The 15,343-nt window shown below is 70.2% G+C and carries 14 protein-coding genes; 6 read left to right on the top strand and 8 right to left on the bottom strand.

Going from position 1 to position 15,343, the window contains the following annotated elements:
• Positions 1 to 95: 95 nt before the first annotated feature.
• From U4Z64_RS09350 to U4Z64_RS09325, 6 genes are all read left to right on the top strand, one after another.
• Positions 96 to 557 carry a (2Fe-2S)-binding protein gene (locus U4Z64_RS09350; RefSeq protein ID WP_044846636.1) on the top strand — a complete coding sequence of 154 codons (462 nt, stop codon included), beginning with the start codon at positions 96 to 98 and terminating at the stop codon, positions 555 to 557.
• A gap of 2 nt (positions 558 to 559) precedes the next feature.
• A complete protein-coding gene (locus U4Z64_RS09345; protein ID WP_321819792.1) occupies positions 560 to 2,770 on the top strand; it encodes a xanthine dehydrogenase family protein molybdopterin-binding subunit in 2,211 nt (736 codons plus the stop codon).
• Between the two features lie 463 nt (positions 2,771 to 3,233).
• Entirely contained in the window at positions 3,234 to 3,632 is a 399-nt protein-coding gene (locus U4Z64_RS09340; RefSeq protein ID WP_044846633.1) for a winged helix-turn-helix domain-containing protein, read from the top strand.
• Between the two features lie 420 nt (positions 3,633 to 4,052).
• Positions 4,053 to 5,231 carry a type III secretion system cytoplasmic ring protein SctQ gene (sctQ, locus tag U4Z64_RS09335; RefSeq protein ID WP_321819791.1) on the top strand — a complete coding sequence of 393 codons (1,179 nt, stop codon included), beginning with the start codon at positions 4,053 to 4,055 and terminating at the stop codon, positions 5,229 to 5,231.
• Between the two features lie 3 nt (positions 5,232 to 5,234).
• Positions 5,235 to 5,909, top strand: a complete 675-nt coding sequence (gene sctR / locus U4Z64_RS09330) for a type III secretion system export apparatus subunit SctR (protein ID WP_044847619.1) — start codon at positions 5,235 to 5,237, stop codon at positions 5,907 to 5,909.
• Positions 5,906 to 6,724 carry a lytic transglycosylase domain-containing protein gene (locus U4Z64_RS09325; protein ID WP_321819790.1) on the top strand — a complete coding sequence of 273 codons (819 nt, stop codon included), beginning with the start codon at positions 5,906 to 5,908 and terminating at the stop codon, positions 6,722 to 6,724. The genes sctR and U4Z64_RS09325 overlap by 4 nt, the downstream gene beginning before the upstream one ends.
• Positions 6,725 to 6,892: 168 nt before the next feature.
• Here U4Z64_RS09325 and asnB read toward each other — a convergent pair whose 3' ends face one another.
• From asnB to sctJ, 8 genes are all read right to left on the bottom strand, one after another.
• A complete protein-coding gene (gene asnB, locus U4Z64_RS09320) occupies positions 6,893 to 8,860 on the bottom strand; it encodes an asparagine synthase (glutamine-hydrolyzing) (protein ID WP_321819789.1) in 1,968 nt (655 codons plus the stop codon).
• Positions 8,861 to 9,116: 256 nt separating this feature from the next.
• Positions 9,117 to 10,148, bottom strand: coding sequence for an EscU/YscU/HrcU family type III secretion system export apparatus switch protein (locus U4Z64_RS09315; protein ID WP_321819788.1), 1,032 nt, complete (start codon positions 10,146 to 10,148; stop codon positions 9,117 to 9,119).
• Between the two features lie 25 nt (positions 10,149 to 10,173).
• Positions 10,174 to 10,983 (bottom strand): type III secretion system export apparatus subunit SctT, encoded by an 810-nt coding sequence (gene sctT / locus U4Z64_RS09310; protein WP_044847615.1) that lies wholly within the window; start codon positions 10,981 to 10,983, stop codon positions 10,174 to 10,176.
• The gene (locus tag U4Z64_RS09305; RefSeq protein ID WP_321819787.1) at positions 10,977 to 11,681 is read right to left on the bottom strand and encodes a hypothetical protein; all 705 of its coding nucleotides are present in this window, start codon (positions 11,679 to 11,681) and stop codon (positions 10,977 to 10,979) included. Before U4Z64_RS09305 ends, sctT begins: the two co-directional genes overlap by 7 nt.
• Complete coding sequence (sctN, locus tag U4Z64_RS09300; protein ID WP_321819786.1) at positions 11,674 to 13,059, bottom strand: type III secretion system ATPase SctN; 1,386 nt, start codon at positions 13,057 to 13,059, stop codon at positions 11,674 to 11,676. The genes U4Z64_RS09305 and sctN overlap by 8 nt, the downstream gene beginning before the upstream one ends.
• Positions 13,056 to 13,685, bottom strand: coding sequence for a type III secretion system stator protein SctL (sctL, locus tag U4Z64_RS09295; protein ID WP_321798919.1), 630 nt, complete (start codon positions 13,683 to 13,685; stop codon positions 13,056 to 13,058). Before sctL ends, sctN begins: the two co-directional genes overlap by 4 nt.
• Complete coding sequence (locus U4Z64_RS09290) at positions 13,667 to 14,407, bottom strand: SctK family type III secretion system sorting platform protein (protein ID WP_044847611.1); 741 nt, start codon at positions 14,405 to 14,407, stop codon at positions 13,667 to 13,669. Before U4Z64_RS09290 ends, sctL begins: the two co-directional genes overlap by 19 nt.
• On the bottom strand, positions 14,404 to 15,291 hold the full coding sequence (sctJ, locus tag U4Z64_RS09285; protein WP_044847610.1) for a type III secretion system inner membrane ring lipoprotein SctJ: 888 nt from the start codon (positions 15,289 to 15,291) through the stop codon (positions 14,404 to 14,406). The genes U4Z64_RS09290 and sctJ overlap by 4 nt, the downstream gene beginning before the upstream one ends.
• Positions 15,292 to 15,343: the final 52 nt, after the last annotated feature.

The following is a 15,343-nucleotide window of genomic DNA, read 5'->3' as shown; positions in this document are numbered from 1 at the left end:
TAAATTTGCAGGATTGGGTAGACGTAAAAATCGGCCGTTCGCGCACACTGCCACCTGATCCGGCGCATGCCGGGTTTTCCCCACGGAGACAAAAAATGCCCACCACGTTTGTCCTGAACGGCAAGAGTGTCACGCTCGACGCCGATCCGTCGATGCCCGTCCTCTGGGCAATCCGCGAGCACGCGGGGCTGACCGGCACGAAGTTCGGCTGCGGCATGGCGCAGTGCGGCGCGTGCACCGTCCATCTCGAAGGCCAGGCCGTGCGCTCGTGCGTGCTGCCGCTCGCCGGCATCGCGGGCAAGCACATCACGACGATCGAAGGCCTCGAGAGCAAGCCCGCGCAGGCCGTGCAGGCCGCCTGGGTGAAGCTGCAGGTGCCGCAGTGCGGCTATTGCCAGTCCGGCCAGATCATGTCGGCAACCGCCCTGCTCGAACAGAACCCGAAGCCGACCGACGCGGACATCGACGCCGCGATGAACGGCAACATCTGCCGCTGTGCGACCTACGCCCGGATCCGGGCCGCGATCCACGACGCGGCCGCGACGCTGGGAGCCTGACCATGACGATCGAACTCGACAACGCCGGCTCGGTGCGACCGTCGCGCCGCACGTTCCTGAAGGCCGTGGGTGCCGCGGCCGCCGTCAGCCTGACGATCGGCTTCGAATGGGCCGGCCTCGGCCGCCGCGCGCTCGCCGCGACGGCGCCCGCCGCCGACTTCGCGCCGAATGCATTCCTGCGCATCACGCCCGACGGCACGGTCACGGTCATCGCAAAACATGTCGAAATGGGCCAGGGCGCGTACACGGGCATCGCGACGATCGTCGCCGAGGAACTCGACGCGGACTGGTCGAGCGTGCGCGTCGAAAGCGCACCGGCCGATGCGAAGCGCTATGCGAACCTCGCGTTCGGCACGATGCAGGGCACGGGCGGCAGCTCGGCCATGGCGAACTCGTGGCAGCAATTGCGCGAAGCGGGCGGCAAGGCCCGCGCGATGCTCGTGTCGGCCGCGGCGGCGCGCTGGAAGGTGCCGGCCGGCGAACTGACCACCGCCAACGGCGTCGTCACGCATGCGAAGAGCGGCAAGACGGCCGCCTACGGCACGCTCGTCGCCGACGCGTCGAAACTGCCGGTGCCCGACAAGGTCACGCTGAAGCAGCCAGCCGACTTCAAGCTGATCGGCCATCGCATTGCGCGCGTCGACGGGTCGGCCAAGTCGAACGGCACCGCGCATTTCACGCTCGACACGACCTTCCCCGGCATGCGCGTCGCGCTGCTGCAGCGCCCGCCGCGCTTCGGCGCGACGGTCAAGTCGTTCGACGCGACGGCCGCGAAGGCCGTGCCGGGCGTGGTGTCGGTCGTGCAGGTGCCGGGTGGCGTCGCGGTCGTCGCGAACGGTTTCTGGGCCGCGAAGCAGGGCCGCGACGCGCTGAAGGTCGACTGGGACGAAACCAACGCCGAAAAGCGCAGCTCGGACCAGCTCATGCGCGAGTACCGGCAGCTCGCCGCGCAGCCCGGCGCGTCGGCCCGCAAGGACGGCGATGCCGACGCGGCGATCGCGGGCGCCGCGCGCAAGGTCAACGCGACCTACGAATTTCCGTATCTCGCGCACGCGCCGATGGAGCCGCTCGACGCGGTCGTCAAGCTGACCGCGAACAGCTGCGAGATCTGGGCCGGCGACCAGTTCCAGACGGTCGACCAGGGCAACGCCGCCAGGGTCGCGGGCCTGAAGCCCGAGCAGGTGCAGATCCACACGCTGTATGCGGGCGGCAGCTTCGGCCGGCGCGCGAACGCGTGGTCGGACTACGTGGTCGAGGCCGTGTCGATCGCGAAGGCGCTCGGCGCGGACGGCAAGCCGGTCAAGCTGCAGTGGACGCGCGAGGACGACATCCAGGGCGGCTTCTATCGCCCGATGTACTTCCACAAGCTCGACGCGGGGCTGACCGCGGACGGCCGGCTGGTCGGCTGGCGCCACCGGATCGTCGGCCAGTCGATCCTCGCCGGCACGCCGTTCGAGGCGTTCATGGTCAAGGACGGAATCGACGCGACGTCGGTCGAGGGTGCGGCGAACCTGCCGTACGCGGTGCCGAACGTGTCGGTCGAACTGACCACCACCAAGGTCGGCCTGCCCGTGCTGTGGTGGCGCGTGGTCGGCAGCTCGCACACGGCCTACGCGGTCGAGGCGTTCATCGACGAAGCCGCGCACGCGGCGGGCAAGGATCCGTACCTGTTCCGCCGCGACCTGCTCGCGAAGGAGCCGCGGATGCGCGCGGTGCTCGAACTGGCCGCGCAGAAGGCCGGCTGGGATCCGGCGAAGCCGCTGCCGAAGGGCCGCGGGCGCGGGATAGCGGTGGCCGAGGCGTTCAAGAGCTATGTCGCGCAGGTCGCGGAAGTGTCGGTCGACGCCGACGGCAAGGTGAAGGTCGAGCGCGTGGTGTGCGCGGTCGACTGCGGGATCGCGATCAATCCCGACATCGTCGCCGCGCAGATGGAAGGCGGCATCGGCTTCGGGCTCGGCGCGGCGCTGCACAGCGCGATCACGCTGAAGGACGGCCATGTCGAGCAGCGCAACTTCGACGGCTATCACGTGCTGCGGATGGCCGAGATGCCGAAGGTCGAGGTGCATATCGTGCCGTCGGCCGAGGCGCCGACGGGCGTCGGCGAGCCGGGTGTCGCTCCGGTCGGGCCGGCGGTCGCCAACGCGATCTTCGCGGCGACCGGCAAGCGGCATTACGTGCTGCCGTTCGATTCGGGCGATACGGCGAAGGCTTGACGGGCAGAACGAAGAGACGCCGGGCCGGCCGCGTGACGGGAACGTTGCGCGGCCGGTTTTTTATTGCCGAGCCTGCGGCTTCCAATGTAGGGTTCCAAGTCGGCAAAAATCTTCTGCAAACTATTGATTCACTTATAAAAACGGCTAACCCGGATAGGGTTCAATGTAGGGTTCGTCATCCGCCCGAAACCCCGTTCGCGCTGGGCGAACCGCGCGTTCCGCACGTTACGCCGCCCGTAACGCCCGTAACGTTCCCGCCGGATGCTACGTAACAATCCTTCAATGTTGCTCCGACCCTTCCGAAGCACACCACACGCCCCACGTTAAAAATTCTTTTAGATTCAACGCTGGCGCGCCGCCCACCCCGCTCCGACCATTCGTCGATCCCTGTCAGCGCGTCCCTGGCCCGGAAGTTGCGGTACATGACCCGCAAACACTCCTTTACGGACATGCGAGGGCCAACATGGATTGCAAATACCTGTACATCGACAACATAAAAATCAACTTCGTGCGCCGCACGATCGAAATCGACAACAAAGTCGTCGACGTCACGCCGCGCGAATTCGATGTCGTCGAATTCCTGCTCGACAACATGAACAAGATCGTGCCGCGGCAAGCGATCCAGGAAGCGGTCTGGGGCCGCGAGCTCGGCGTGTCGTCGCGCACGCTCGACACCCATATCTCGCGCATCCGTTCGAAGCTGCAGCTCGATCACGACAAGAACCTGCGGATCATCCCGATCTATGCGGTCGGCTATCGGCTGGTGCTGTTCGGCGCGGCCATGACGCACGTCGAACGCCACGATGTGGCGCCGATCCTACGCGCCGCACCCCAGCAGGCGCTGGCCGCCGACTACGCGTAACGCGTAGCGGCTCACCCGCGCGCCGCCGCAGCGCGGCGCGCCGGCAAGGCTCCTCCACGGCGCTGCACGCGCGACCCGGAGCGTCTCGTGGCCGGGCACGCCTTCCCCGCCGCGACACGACCGCCGCCATCGGGCGGCGGCCGCGTTTGCGGCAGTCGCATGCAAGCGCGCGCGCCGTCGATTAGCGGCTGCGCTATCGCACGCCAGGCCGCCGCGACACCGCGCCGACCCGCCACGCCCCCCGACAAAAGGCTTCGTAGCTCGCCGCCGCCCGCGCGGCCCCGCGCTGCACACGACTACGGATTCCGGCGCGGCACGCGGCCGGCGGCGTCCCTACAATCGACGCAGCAGCCGCGCGCCCCCTGCGCCGCCGGCCACAACAACCCGTCGAACCAACGCCGAATCCGCCCTGATCCCGCCGTGCCTGCGCTGTCCCTGACGAATGCCGACGCCGGCGACGCCGCGAATCGGGCTCCGCCCGCCGCCGCCACCCCGGCCGCCGCCGCGCCCGCCATCCCGCCCCCGCCGGCCGCGGTCGCGCTCGACGCGTCGCCCTGGCTGCCGCGCCTGTCCGCCGCCGCCGCGCGCGGGCTGTCGCATGCGTACGGCGCGACGGCCGCGGTCCCGGTCACGCTCGGCGAATACGCGTACGAGGTGCGCTGGCGCGTCGATGCCGAACCGGCCGCCGACGCGCATGCCTACCGCTTCGTCATCGGCCCGGCCGCCGGCACGCTGTGGATCGATCCGGTCGCGGAAAGCGCATGGCTCGGCGACGCGGCCGACCCGGCCGTGCCGGCCGTGATCCGCGCGGCGCTGCTCGCCGACCTCGCCGCGCCGCTCTCGGCCGTGTTGCAGGCCGCGACGCGGCAGCGCGTGGAATTGCTGCCGCCGCCGGCGAGCGTGCCCGCGTGGCGCACCGCGCCGGCCGCGCTGCGCTTCGAGCTGCGTCGCGCCGACGGCGCCTGGCGCTGCCACGGCGCGCTGCTGTTCGATGCGCCGGACGCGCTCGCGGTGTTCTTCGCAGCACCGACGCCGGCGGCCGCGCGGCCCGACACCCGCGCCGCGTATGCGGGCCTGCCGGTGCCGCTGGTATTCGAGATCGGCCGGACGGAGCTGACGATGGCCGAGCTGGCCGACGTCGTCGGCGGCGACATCATCGCGATCGAGCGCTGGCGCGCGCACGAGCAGAACCTGCTGTGCGTCGCGCGGGTGCCGGCCGCGCCGGCGTGGGAAATCACCGGACGGCCGTCGGGCAACCGGCTGACCGTCGAACGAATCAGGGAGATGCCATTGGAACCGACCCGCACCGACACCCCGCCCGCAAGCGCGCACGATGCGCCGCCCGACGATGCGCCGCGCTCGCTCGACGGCCTCGCGGTCGACCTGCGTTTCGAATTGCCGCCCACGTCGATCCCGCTCGGCGAACTCGGCGCGCTGCAACCGGGCGCGGTGATCGAGCTGCAGCAAGGCATCAACCAGAGCGTGATCCATCTCGTCGCGAACGGGATGCTGATCGGCACCGGCCACCTGATCGCGGTCGGCCAGAAGCTCGGCGTGCGCGTCGTCACGCTGACGCAGCCCGCGCCGCGCGAGCGCTGAACGATGGGCAGCCTGCCGAATCCGGTCGCGCTGATCGCGGTGATCGCCGCGCTCGGCATCGCGCCGTTCGCCGCGCTGATGGTGACGAGCTATACGAAGCTCGTGGTCGTGCTCGGCCTGCTGCGCTCCGCGCTCGGGATCCAGCAGGTGCCGCCGAACCTCGTGCTGAACGGCATCGCGCTGATCCTGTCGCTGTTCATCATGGCGCCGGTCGGGATGTCGATCCGCGACGCGCTGCAGGCACGCCACTTCGACGCGTCGGGGCAGCTGTCGACCGCCGATATCGGCGCGCTCGCCGATGCCGCGCTGCCGCCGGTCAAGGATTTCCTGGTGTCGCACACGCGGCAGCGCGACCGCGAATTCTTCGTGCGCACGGCAACCTCGGTCTGGCCGAAGAACCGCGCGGACGGCATCAAGGACGACGACCTGCTCGTGCTGGTGCCGAGCTTCACGCTCGCCGAGCTGACCAAGGCGTTCCAGATCGGCTTCGTGATCTACATCGTGTTCATCGTCGTCGACCTGCTGGTCGCGAACATCCTGCTCGCGCTCGGGATGCAGATGATCTCGCCGACGACGATTTCGGTGCCGTTCAAGCTGCTGCTGTTCGTCGCGCTCGACGGCTGGTCGCTGCTCGTGCACGGGCTCGTGCTGTCGTATCGCGTGGCGGGGGCGGGATGAACGCGCGCGCGTTGCGCAGCGTCGTGGCGAACCTGCGCGCAGTGATCGCGCCGGCCGTGCTAATCGTGCTGGCGTTGACGCTAGCCTGCGCGGGCCTGCAGCCGCGCAGCGCGCACGCGGCCGGCAGCGCCGCCGGCTTCGCGCGGCTCGCGCGCGCGTGCGCGCCGAACGTCGATCCCGACACGCTCGCCGCGCTGGTGCGCACCGAATCCGGTTTCAACCCGTATGCGATCGGCGTGGTCGGCGGCCACCTGACGCGCCAGCCCGCGTCGCTCGACGAAGCGCGCGCGACCACGAGCGAGCTGGCCGCGCGCGGCTTCAGCTACAGTGTCGGCCTCGCTCAGGTAAACGAACGAAACTTCGCGAAATACGGCCTCGACGACACGACGATGTTCGAACCGTGCCGCAACCTGCGGGCGGGCGGCGCGATCCTGACCGAATGCTTCGCGCGCTCGTCGAATACCGGCCGTCCCGCGCAGGCCGCGTTGCGCGCGGCGCTGTCGTGCTACTACAGCGGCAACTTCACGACCGGGTTCTCGAGCGGCTACGTGAGCCGCGTCGTCGCGAGCGCGCAACGCAATGCGCGCGAAGGCGGCGTCGAACCGATTCCGGTGGTGAGCGATACGCCGCCACCCGCGCGACAACGGCGCATGGACGCGGCCGCGACCACACCGCCCGAACGCGCGCGCAGGCTCGCGTCGCCCGCGGCCTCCGCCGACGCGCCGTCGTGCCATGCGCGCCCGGTCGTGATGATGTGCCGCGGCTTGCCGGCGAGCCAGGCGAAGCGGCTGTGCGTGCGCTGTCTCGATCAGTGAGCGTCGACGCGACGCCGGCATGACGTGCATCGGATGACGCGGCGTGCCGCGTCGCCCCGCTTCATGCGGCGCGCTGTGCCTCCAGCCGTGCCCGGAATTTCCGAACCGCGCCGCGTCATCCCGCTTCATGCAGCGCGCTGTGCCTCCAAGCGTGCGCGAAACCCCGCTTCACGCAGCGCGCTGCGCCTCCAGCCATGCCTGGAACATCAGCACCGTCCACAGCTGATGCTGCCAGTTCATCCGGCCCGACTGGTGCTGGCGCCACAGCCGGTCGACCGCCGCCGCGTCGAAGAAGCCCTCGTCACGCAGCCGCGACGGCTGCAGCAACGCATCGGCCCAGTCGCGCAGCGCGCCGCGCAGCCAGTGATCGACGGGCGCGCAGAAGCCCTGCTTCGGCCGGTCGATCAGCGCGGACGGCACGTACCGGTCCAGCAGCCGGCGCAGCAGCGCCTTCGACTGCCCTTCCGGCAAACGCACCGACGCGGGCACGCGCCATGCGAATTCGACGACGTGATGATCAAGGAACGGCATGCGCGTCTCGAGGCTCACCGCCATCGCCGCGCGGTCGACCTTCGCGAGGATGTCGGTCGGCAGGTACGTGAGCGTGTCGATCGCCATCGCCTGCTCGGCGAAGCTCAGGTTCGCGGGCCACGCGGACACCGTATCGAGCGGGGTCGGCGGTTCCTGTCCGGCCAGCGCGATGCGCTCCGGATGATGCACCGACGACATCAGCAGCCGGTACAGCGCGATGCGGCTCTCGGCCGTCATCACGTGGCCGAGCTTGTGCAGCCGGTCGCCGATGCGGGTCGCCGAGTCGCGCGCTTCCACGCCGCTCCATGCGCCCTGCGCGACCGCCGCGAGCTGGTCCGCATGATCGGGACGCAGCGCATGCAGCGCGGCGGCGATCCGCGCGCGCACCGCCGCCGGCACGCGATGCAGCTTGCGCCACAGGCGCGGCGTCAGGAAGTAGCGCGTATAGCCGCCGAACAGCTCGTCGCCGCCGTCGCCGGACAGGCTCACCTTCACGTGCCGGCGCGTCAGTTCCGACACGAGGAAGGTCGGAATCTGCGACGCATCGGAGAACGGCTCGTCATAGATCGTCGGCAGTTTCGGCACGACGCCGAGCGCATGGTCAGCCGTCACGTAGAGCTCGGTATGCCGCGTGCCGAGGTGACGCGCGACCGCCTTCGCATAGCCGGCCTCGTCGTAGCCGGCCTCGTGAAAGCCGATCGTGAACGTGTCGACCGGCTTCGCCGACTGTGCCTGCATCAGCGCGACGATCGCCGACGAATCGATGCCACCCGACAGGAACGCGCCGAGCGGTACGTCGGCTTCCATCTGCCGCGCGACGGCCTGGCGCAGGATCGTATCGAGCTGATCGACGGCCTCGTCGGCGCTGCCCTCGAACGGCTGCTCGCGGCCGGCTTCGATCGCCTGCTCGAGCGTCCAGTACGCGCGCGGGCGCGGCGTGTCGCGCGCATGCTCGAACTGGATGAAGGTGCCCGGCGGCAGCTTGCTGATGCCGCGATAGATCGTATGCGGCGCGGGCACGCTCGACTGGCGCAGGTACAGGCACAGCGCGTCGCGATCGATCGTGCCGTCGAAGCCCGGGTAGCCGCGCAGCGCCTTGAGCTCCGACGCGAACACCAGTGCGTCGCCGATCCGGCCGTAGTAGAGCGGCTTCTCGCCGATCCGGTCGCGCGCGAGCGTCAGCACCCGCGACGCGCGATTCCACAGCGCGAACGCGAACATGCCGGTCGCGCGCCGCAGCGCCGCCTCGATGCCCCACGCGGCGATCGCCGCGATCAGCACCTCGCTGTCGGAGTGGCCGCGCCACGCCGGTGCGCGACCCGCGCGCCCGAGCTCCGCGCGCAACTCGCGATGGTTATAGATTTCGCCGTTGAAGACCATGACGTAGCGGCCGCACGCGGATGCCATCGGCTGCCGGCCGTGGACCGACAGATCGACGATCGCAAGCCGCCGGTGGCCGAGCGCGATACCGGCTTCCGGGTCGACCCAGAGGCCCTGCCCGTCGGGGCCGCGATGCGCGAGGCTCGCCGTCATTCGCGCGAGCGTGCCGCGCGCTGTCTCCTCATCGAAGGCGACGCTATTCAGAAAGCCGTCGATTCCGCACATTGATTTGTCTGCCTCTGTTGACCTGTTCCGTCAGCGGCGGCGCAACCTCGCAGCCCAGCCGTCCGGCTGACGGTCGAGCCATATTACGAAGAAATAAATCAGCAATAATTCATGGGTGAATCTCGGATGAACCCGGAAAAAAACCGGCGTCAAGCACCGCGTGCGACCGGTCCGGTGAAGCGAAAACGGGTCCGCATCACGACGCATCGCTGAACCGCGCGCCTTTCGATGTTCCGGCCCCGACAGTTCGAGCACGTCAGGCCGCGCCGGTCGCCCACTTCAGCAACTGCGCGACTTCGCGGAAATGCTGTTGCTGGATCGTGCCCTTTTCAGGCGTACTCTCGTACAGCGCCTGCGCGAGGCCGGCGTTCGCGAGCGTCGGACGCAGCGCGTCGCGCGCGAGCCGTACGATCCGTTCGGCCGCCTCGCCCTCGCCGCGCGCGAGCACCCATGGCAGCGTGCCGACGCCGCCGTAATAAAGCGCGACCGCGACGCTCGACGAATAGACGACCACCGACGCGAAGCCGATCCGGTCGGGCAGCGACGAGAACTGCGCTTCGCGCGCGAGCTGCCGGCGCTTCGCCTCGATGTGCGGATCGCCTTCGTCTTCCTTGTGCTCGCGCCGCACTTCCTCGATCGACATCTTCATCTTCTGATTGAACTCGCGCCGCTGATGCACGATGTCGATCAGCGCCATCACGATATAGATCAGCGCGGCCCAGCCGAACAGCAGCATCAGCAGCTTCACGATCAGCGCGAGAATCGACATCGGCCGCGTGAAGCCGGACTGCACCGCCGGGTCGAGCGACTCGACGATCAGCCAGCCGAGCGTCGCGACCAGCAGCACGGTCTTCAGCAGCATCTTCGCGAGGTTCACGAGATTGCGCATCGACACCATGTTCTTCAGCCCCTCGGCGGGATTGAGCCGCGACAGCTGCGGCACGAGCCGGCTCCACGCCATCACGCCGCCCACCTGCACGAAGCCCGCGAGCAGGCCGGCCAGCAGCCCGGCCGCGACGATCTGCGCGGACAGCAGCGCCCAGTCGCGCGCGGCGCCGTCGATCAGCACCGCGAGCCGCGCGGAAGGATCGGTGGCGCCCGCCGCATCGAACACGAGCCGGAACAGCGCCTGCAGCCGCGCGAACAACGTGCCGAGCCCGACCGCGAGCGCGACGCACACGCCGACGAAGAACGCGGACGAGATCGTCTCCGCGCTCTTCGGCACATCGCCTTTCTGCCGCGCCTCGCGCAGGCGCTTCGCGGTCGGCTGCTGGTTCTTTTCGGCCATCGTCGCTCCGGTTCCGGCGGGGCCGTCACGCGCCGCCGTGCGCGGCGAACAGCGCGCGCAGCAGCGCCATCAACCCGCTATCGGGGCTCAGCAGCGCGTGCAGCGACGCGTATACCACCGGCAGGAACAGCACCATCATCAGCACCGCGAGCGCGCTCTTCAGCGGCTGCGCGAACACGAAGACGTTCAGCTGCGGCACCGCGCGCCCGACGAGGCCGATGCCGAGCTCGACCAGCACCAGCACGATGATCACCGGCGCGGCGAGCTTCACCATCCATTCGAAGATCGTGTCGGTCTGCCGCACGACGAAGGTCTGCAGCATCGACGAGAAATCAGGGCCGAGCGAGCCGATCGGCCACCACGCGTACGACTGCGCGAACAGCTGCACGAGCACCTGCAGCCCGCCCGCGGTGACGAACAGCGCGATCGCGACGAAATTCAGGAACCCTGACGTCGGGCCGCCCTCGTGCCCGCCCATCGGATCGAAGAACGCGGCGCTGCCGCTGCCGGTCTGGAAATCGATCAGGTAGCCGACGCCCTGGATCGCGAACAGCACCGCGCTGAACGCGCCCGCGAGCAGCATGCCGATCACCGCCTCCTTCGCGACGAGCAGGCACCACATCAGGAACGGCAGCGCGGCGACCTGCGCCGGGTCGATCACCGGCGCGACGAACGCGGCGATCACGACCGCGATGCCGTTGCGCACGAGGCCCGTGACGATCTGCTCGTTGAACACCGGCACGACGAACATGATCGGCAGCAGGCGCGGCATCACGTAGAGCAGCGGACGCAGCGTGCCGGCGATGTCGTTGAAGTTCGCGGCGTGGTCTAGCATCGGCGCTCCGCGGCGGCGGGCGGCGCCGGATCGTCGACGGCGGCGGCCGGGACAGTTGCGCCGCCCGGGTCGGCGTTGCCGGCCGCCGCGCCCGGGTTTGCCGTGTCCGTCGCGTCTACCCCCGCCGGTCGCGACACCATTTCCGCATCGAACGCGGCCGCCATGTCACGCTGCCCCGATGCATGCCCCTGCGCGTCGCCCGCCCACACGCCTGCCGTCGCGAAGCGCCGCACCGCATGCGCATCCGCGACTTCGTCGGCATCACGCTCGACCCGCGCCGCGCGCGCGTGCAGGGCCTTCTCGCCGGCCTTGTCGAGCTTGTCCTCGGCGGCCTTCGCCTTGCGCGCGGCGCGTTGCAGGTCGGCGAGCGTGGCCTCGTGATCGCGGTGCACGTGCGCGGCCTCGCTGACCGACGCGTGCGCGACACCGATATGGCGATCTAACGTGCGCGTATCGGCCGCCGCGTTCTGCAACGCGCGCGCCTCGCGCACGTCGTCGGCGAGGCGCGTCTGGATCGCGGCCTTCGCCGCGACCTGCTGCGCAAGCTGCGCGTGCGCGGCGTCGAGCGCGCGCCGGCTCTGCGCGGCGATGCCCTGCTGGCGCGCGGCCGCCACGCGCGCGATCTGGCTGCGCATCTCGCGCATGCGCTTCAGGCGTGCGAGCGTCGCGAGCACGAGACGGTCGTCGGCTTCAGACATGGTCGTTCGCGAGTTTCGTCAGCTTCGCGAGCAGCGCGTCGAAACGCACGTCCTCGTGCGACGCCTGCGCGCAGAACGCAGCGATCGCATCGCGCGCACGCAGCGCGAGATCGCCAAGCCGGTCGCTGCCTTCGCGGTACTCGCCGATCTGCACGAGCAGCTCGATTTCCTGGTACTTCGCGATCAGCTCGCGCACGCGCGCGGCCGCTTGCTGATGCGCGCGGCTCGCGACGAGCGGCATCACGCGCGACAGGCTCGCGAGCACGTCGATCGCCGGATAGCGGTTCGCGAGCGCGATCTTGCGCGACAGCACGATGTGACCGTCGAGGATCGAGCGCACTTCCTCGGCGATCGGATCGGATTCCTCATCGCCTTCAACGAGCACCGTATACAGCGCGGTGATCGAGCCGGTCGCGCCCTGCCCCGCGCGTTCGAGCAGGCGCGGCAGCACGGCGAACGTCGACGGCGGGAAGCTGCGCCGCGTCGGCGGCTCGCCGCTCGCGAGGCCGACCTCGCGCTGCGCGCGCGCGAAACGCGTGAGCGAATCGACCAGCAGCAGCACGCGCTTGCCCGCATCGCGGAAGTGCTCGGCGATCGCGGTCGCGACCAGCGCGGATTTCACGCGCTCCATCGCGGGACGATCGGACGTCGACACGACGACGATCGAGCGCGCGCGCACCTCGGGCGACAGGCTGTGCTCGATGAACTCGCGCACTTCGCGGCCGCGTTCGCCGACCAGCGCGATCACGTTCACGTCGGCCTGCGCGCCGCGCGCGATCATCCCGAGCAGCGTGCTCTTGCCGACGCCGGACGGCGCGAAGATGCCGACGCGCTGGCCGATGCCGAGCGTCATCAGGCCGTCGATCACGCGCACGCCGGTCGGAAACGGCGTGTCGATCAGCTTGCGCGCGAGCGGGTTCGGCGGGTCCTGCTGCGTCGACACCCACGCGGCGCCCGTCACCGGCCCGCGATCGTCGAGCGGCCGGCCGAGCCCGTCGAGCACGCGGCCGAACAGCGCTTCGCCCACCGGAAACACGTGCTCGCGCCCGGACGGCACGACGCTCGTCTCCGGCGACAGCCCGGCCACGTCGCCGAGCGGCGTAAGCAGCGTGGTCTGCCGCGAGAAGCCGACCACTTCGGCGAGCAGCGTCGGCTGGTTCGGCGTGCGCAGTTCGCAGATCTCGCCGAGCCGCGCGCGAATGCCCGTCGCATTGAGGATCTGCCCGACCGCGTGATTGACGCGGCCCTGCACCGACACCGGCGAGAAGAACGCGAGCCCCGCGTCGAGATCGCCGACGAGGCGGCCGCGATCGAACGGCGCGGCATCGTCGTCGCTCTCGCGGCCGTTCGGTTGCGGATCGTCGAGCGGCGCATTCATCGCGGCGAGCCCTTCAGCGCGTCGCGGCGGATCGCCTGGCGCAGCGCGTCGATCTGCAGGTCGAGGCTCGCATCGATGCGCCCGGACGGCGTCTCGACCGTGCACGCGTGGCGTTCGAGCTGCGCATCCTCGACGATGCGGATCCGTTGCCGGTTCGACTGGCCGGCGAACGCGCGCTCGAGCGCGTCGCGCATCTCGTCCTCGCGGCCCGGCGCGACCCGCACGATCAGGAACGCCTCGTCGCGCACGAGCGGCGCGATCCGCGCGAGCGCGGCCTCGTACAGCTTCTGCGTGGCCATCTCGCCGACGATCGCGCGCACGGCCTTCACGACGATGTCGGCCATCGAATCCTTCATCGACTCCATCGTGCGCGCGGCGGCCAGCGCCTGCGTATAAGCCTGCGCCGCATGCTCGCGCTGCGCGCGGCGCATCCCTTCGTCGTAGCCGGCCGCCTGGCGCTTGTCGAATTCGCGCTGCGCATCGGCGACGATGCGCGCGGCCTCGTCGCGCGCGGTCGCGATCACCGCGGACGCGTCGAGCAGCGCCGCGTATTCGCGCTCCTTGAGTACCTTGCGCTCCGACAGCAGCTGCAGGTTGTCGCTCGTGATCAGAAAAGCCAGTCCCATGACGCAAGCCTCTCGGGAATCAGAAACAGGAACAGCAATTCGCCGAACTGGTCGCGCTGCGCGCGGTTCAGCCAGTACGGCGCTTCGTCGTCGATCGCGCGGTTGAATTTCAGCCGCGCGCGCCGCGCGACCGCGTCGCCCGCCACGCCGATGAAATCCGCGAGCAGCCGCCCGCCGCGTGCACGGATCACCACCGGCAGCGCGGCCGGATCGGCGCGCCACGGTTCGAGCGTGTCCGCCAGCGCGCCGAACTCCGGCGCGCGCTCGAGCGCGAGCTCCAATGCATCGCCGCCGAGCTTCGCCGCGACTTCCGCGCGAATGCGGCGCACGGCCAGCGCGTCGCGCAGCCAGCCGCGATGCAGCAGCAAGCCCGCATACGACGCGAGCTGTTCGAGCGCCGCGCCGGGCAGCAGCGCGAGCCGCGCGCACGGATTCGCGAGGTCGAAGTCGTGATGTTCGGCCACGCCGTTCGCATCGAGCAGATGGCGCGCAAGCAGCTTGCGACCGGCCGGGCCGAACGCGTCGGGCGAACGGTAACGCGCGGGCCAGTCGGCCGGCACGCGCGTCACGTGCAGATAACGGTCGGGCCGCAGGTTGAATTCGCAGACGAGCGCATGAAACGCCGCGCGCCGCGCAGCGGGCGGCGCCGCGAGAGATTGCAGCCACGGCAGCGACACGGCGTCGGGCGCAACGCCCGGCGGCAGCACATGCGGCTCGTTCATGCGCCGTCGCGCGCGCCGTCCGGCGTGCGCAGGCTGCCGCCCGACTGCGCGGACGCGCCGCCTGCACCGTTGCCGCCGCGCGGTGCGCCGCCGACCAGCCCGGCCAGCCGCGCGCCGAACATCCCGCGCCGCGCGGCCGACAGCGCGATCACCGCGCAGGTCAGCAGGATCAGCGCGAACACCAGCCAGCCGAGCGGCGAGCGCAGCCGCAGGATGTCCGACACCGCGCTGCCGATCCCGTCCACGCGCGCCGTGCGCGCGGCGGCCGGCTGCAGGAACAGCGACACGTTGTCGTACTGCAGCCCTTCGATGCTGTGCGCGACGAGATCCTTGACCATCGGCGCCATCGCGCGCAGATCCACGCCGGGCCGGTAGCGGATGTACACGGCCGCCGACGACGGCTTGATCTTGTCCGCAAGCGGATCGTTCTCCGGAATCACGACCTGCACGCGCGCGACTACCACGCCCTCGATGTCCTGCAGCGTGCGCGACAGGTCCTGCGACACGCCATACAGGTAGCGCACGCGCTCCTCGGCCGGCGTCGACACGAGCCCCTGCTTCTGGAACAGCTCGCCGAGGCTCGCGTAGCTCGGCTTCGGCAGCCCGTTCGCCTGCAGCACGGTGAGCGCCGACTGCATGTCGCCGTCCGCGACGCTCACCTGCCATGCGTTGCGATCCGACGTGTCGCGCGCGTCGTTGTCCTTCGCCGCGCTGATGCCCGCGTCGCCGAGCACGGCAACCATCTGGTTCGCATCGCGCTCCGACAGGCCGGAGTAAAGCTCCTTCTGGCAGCCCGCCAGCAGCGCGAGCAGTCCCGCGAGCAGCGCACGCGCCGCCCGGCTGCGCCACGCATGCAGGCGCGGCGTCGAATCGATCGTCGTCATCGTTTGTCCGCTTCAGGGCGCGCGGCCGGTTCAGGCGCACGCACCGGCTTTC

It is taken from the genome of Burkholderia sp. BCC1996, from assembly GCF_905339955.1.
Lineage (GTDB): Bacteria > Pseudomonadota > Gammaproteobacteria > Burkholderiales > Burkholderiaceae > Burkholderia.
Note: the sequence above shows the minus strand (reverse complement) of the source record. Positions and strands in the feature narration are given on the sequence as shown.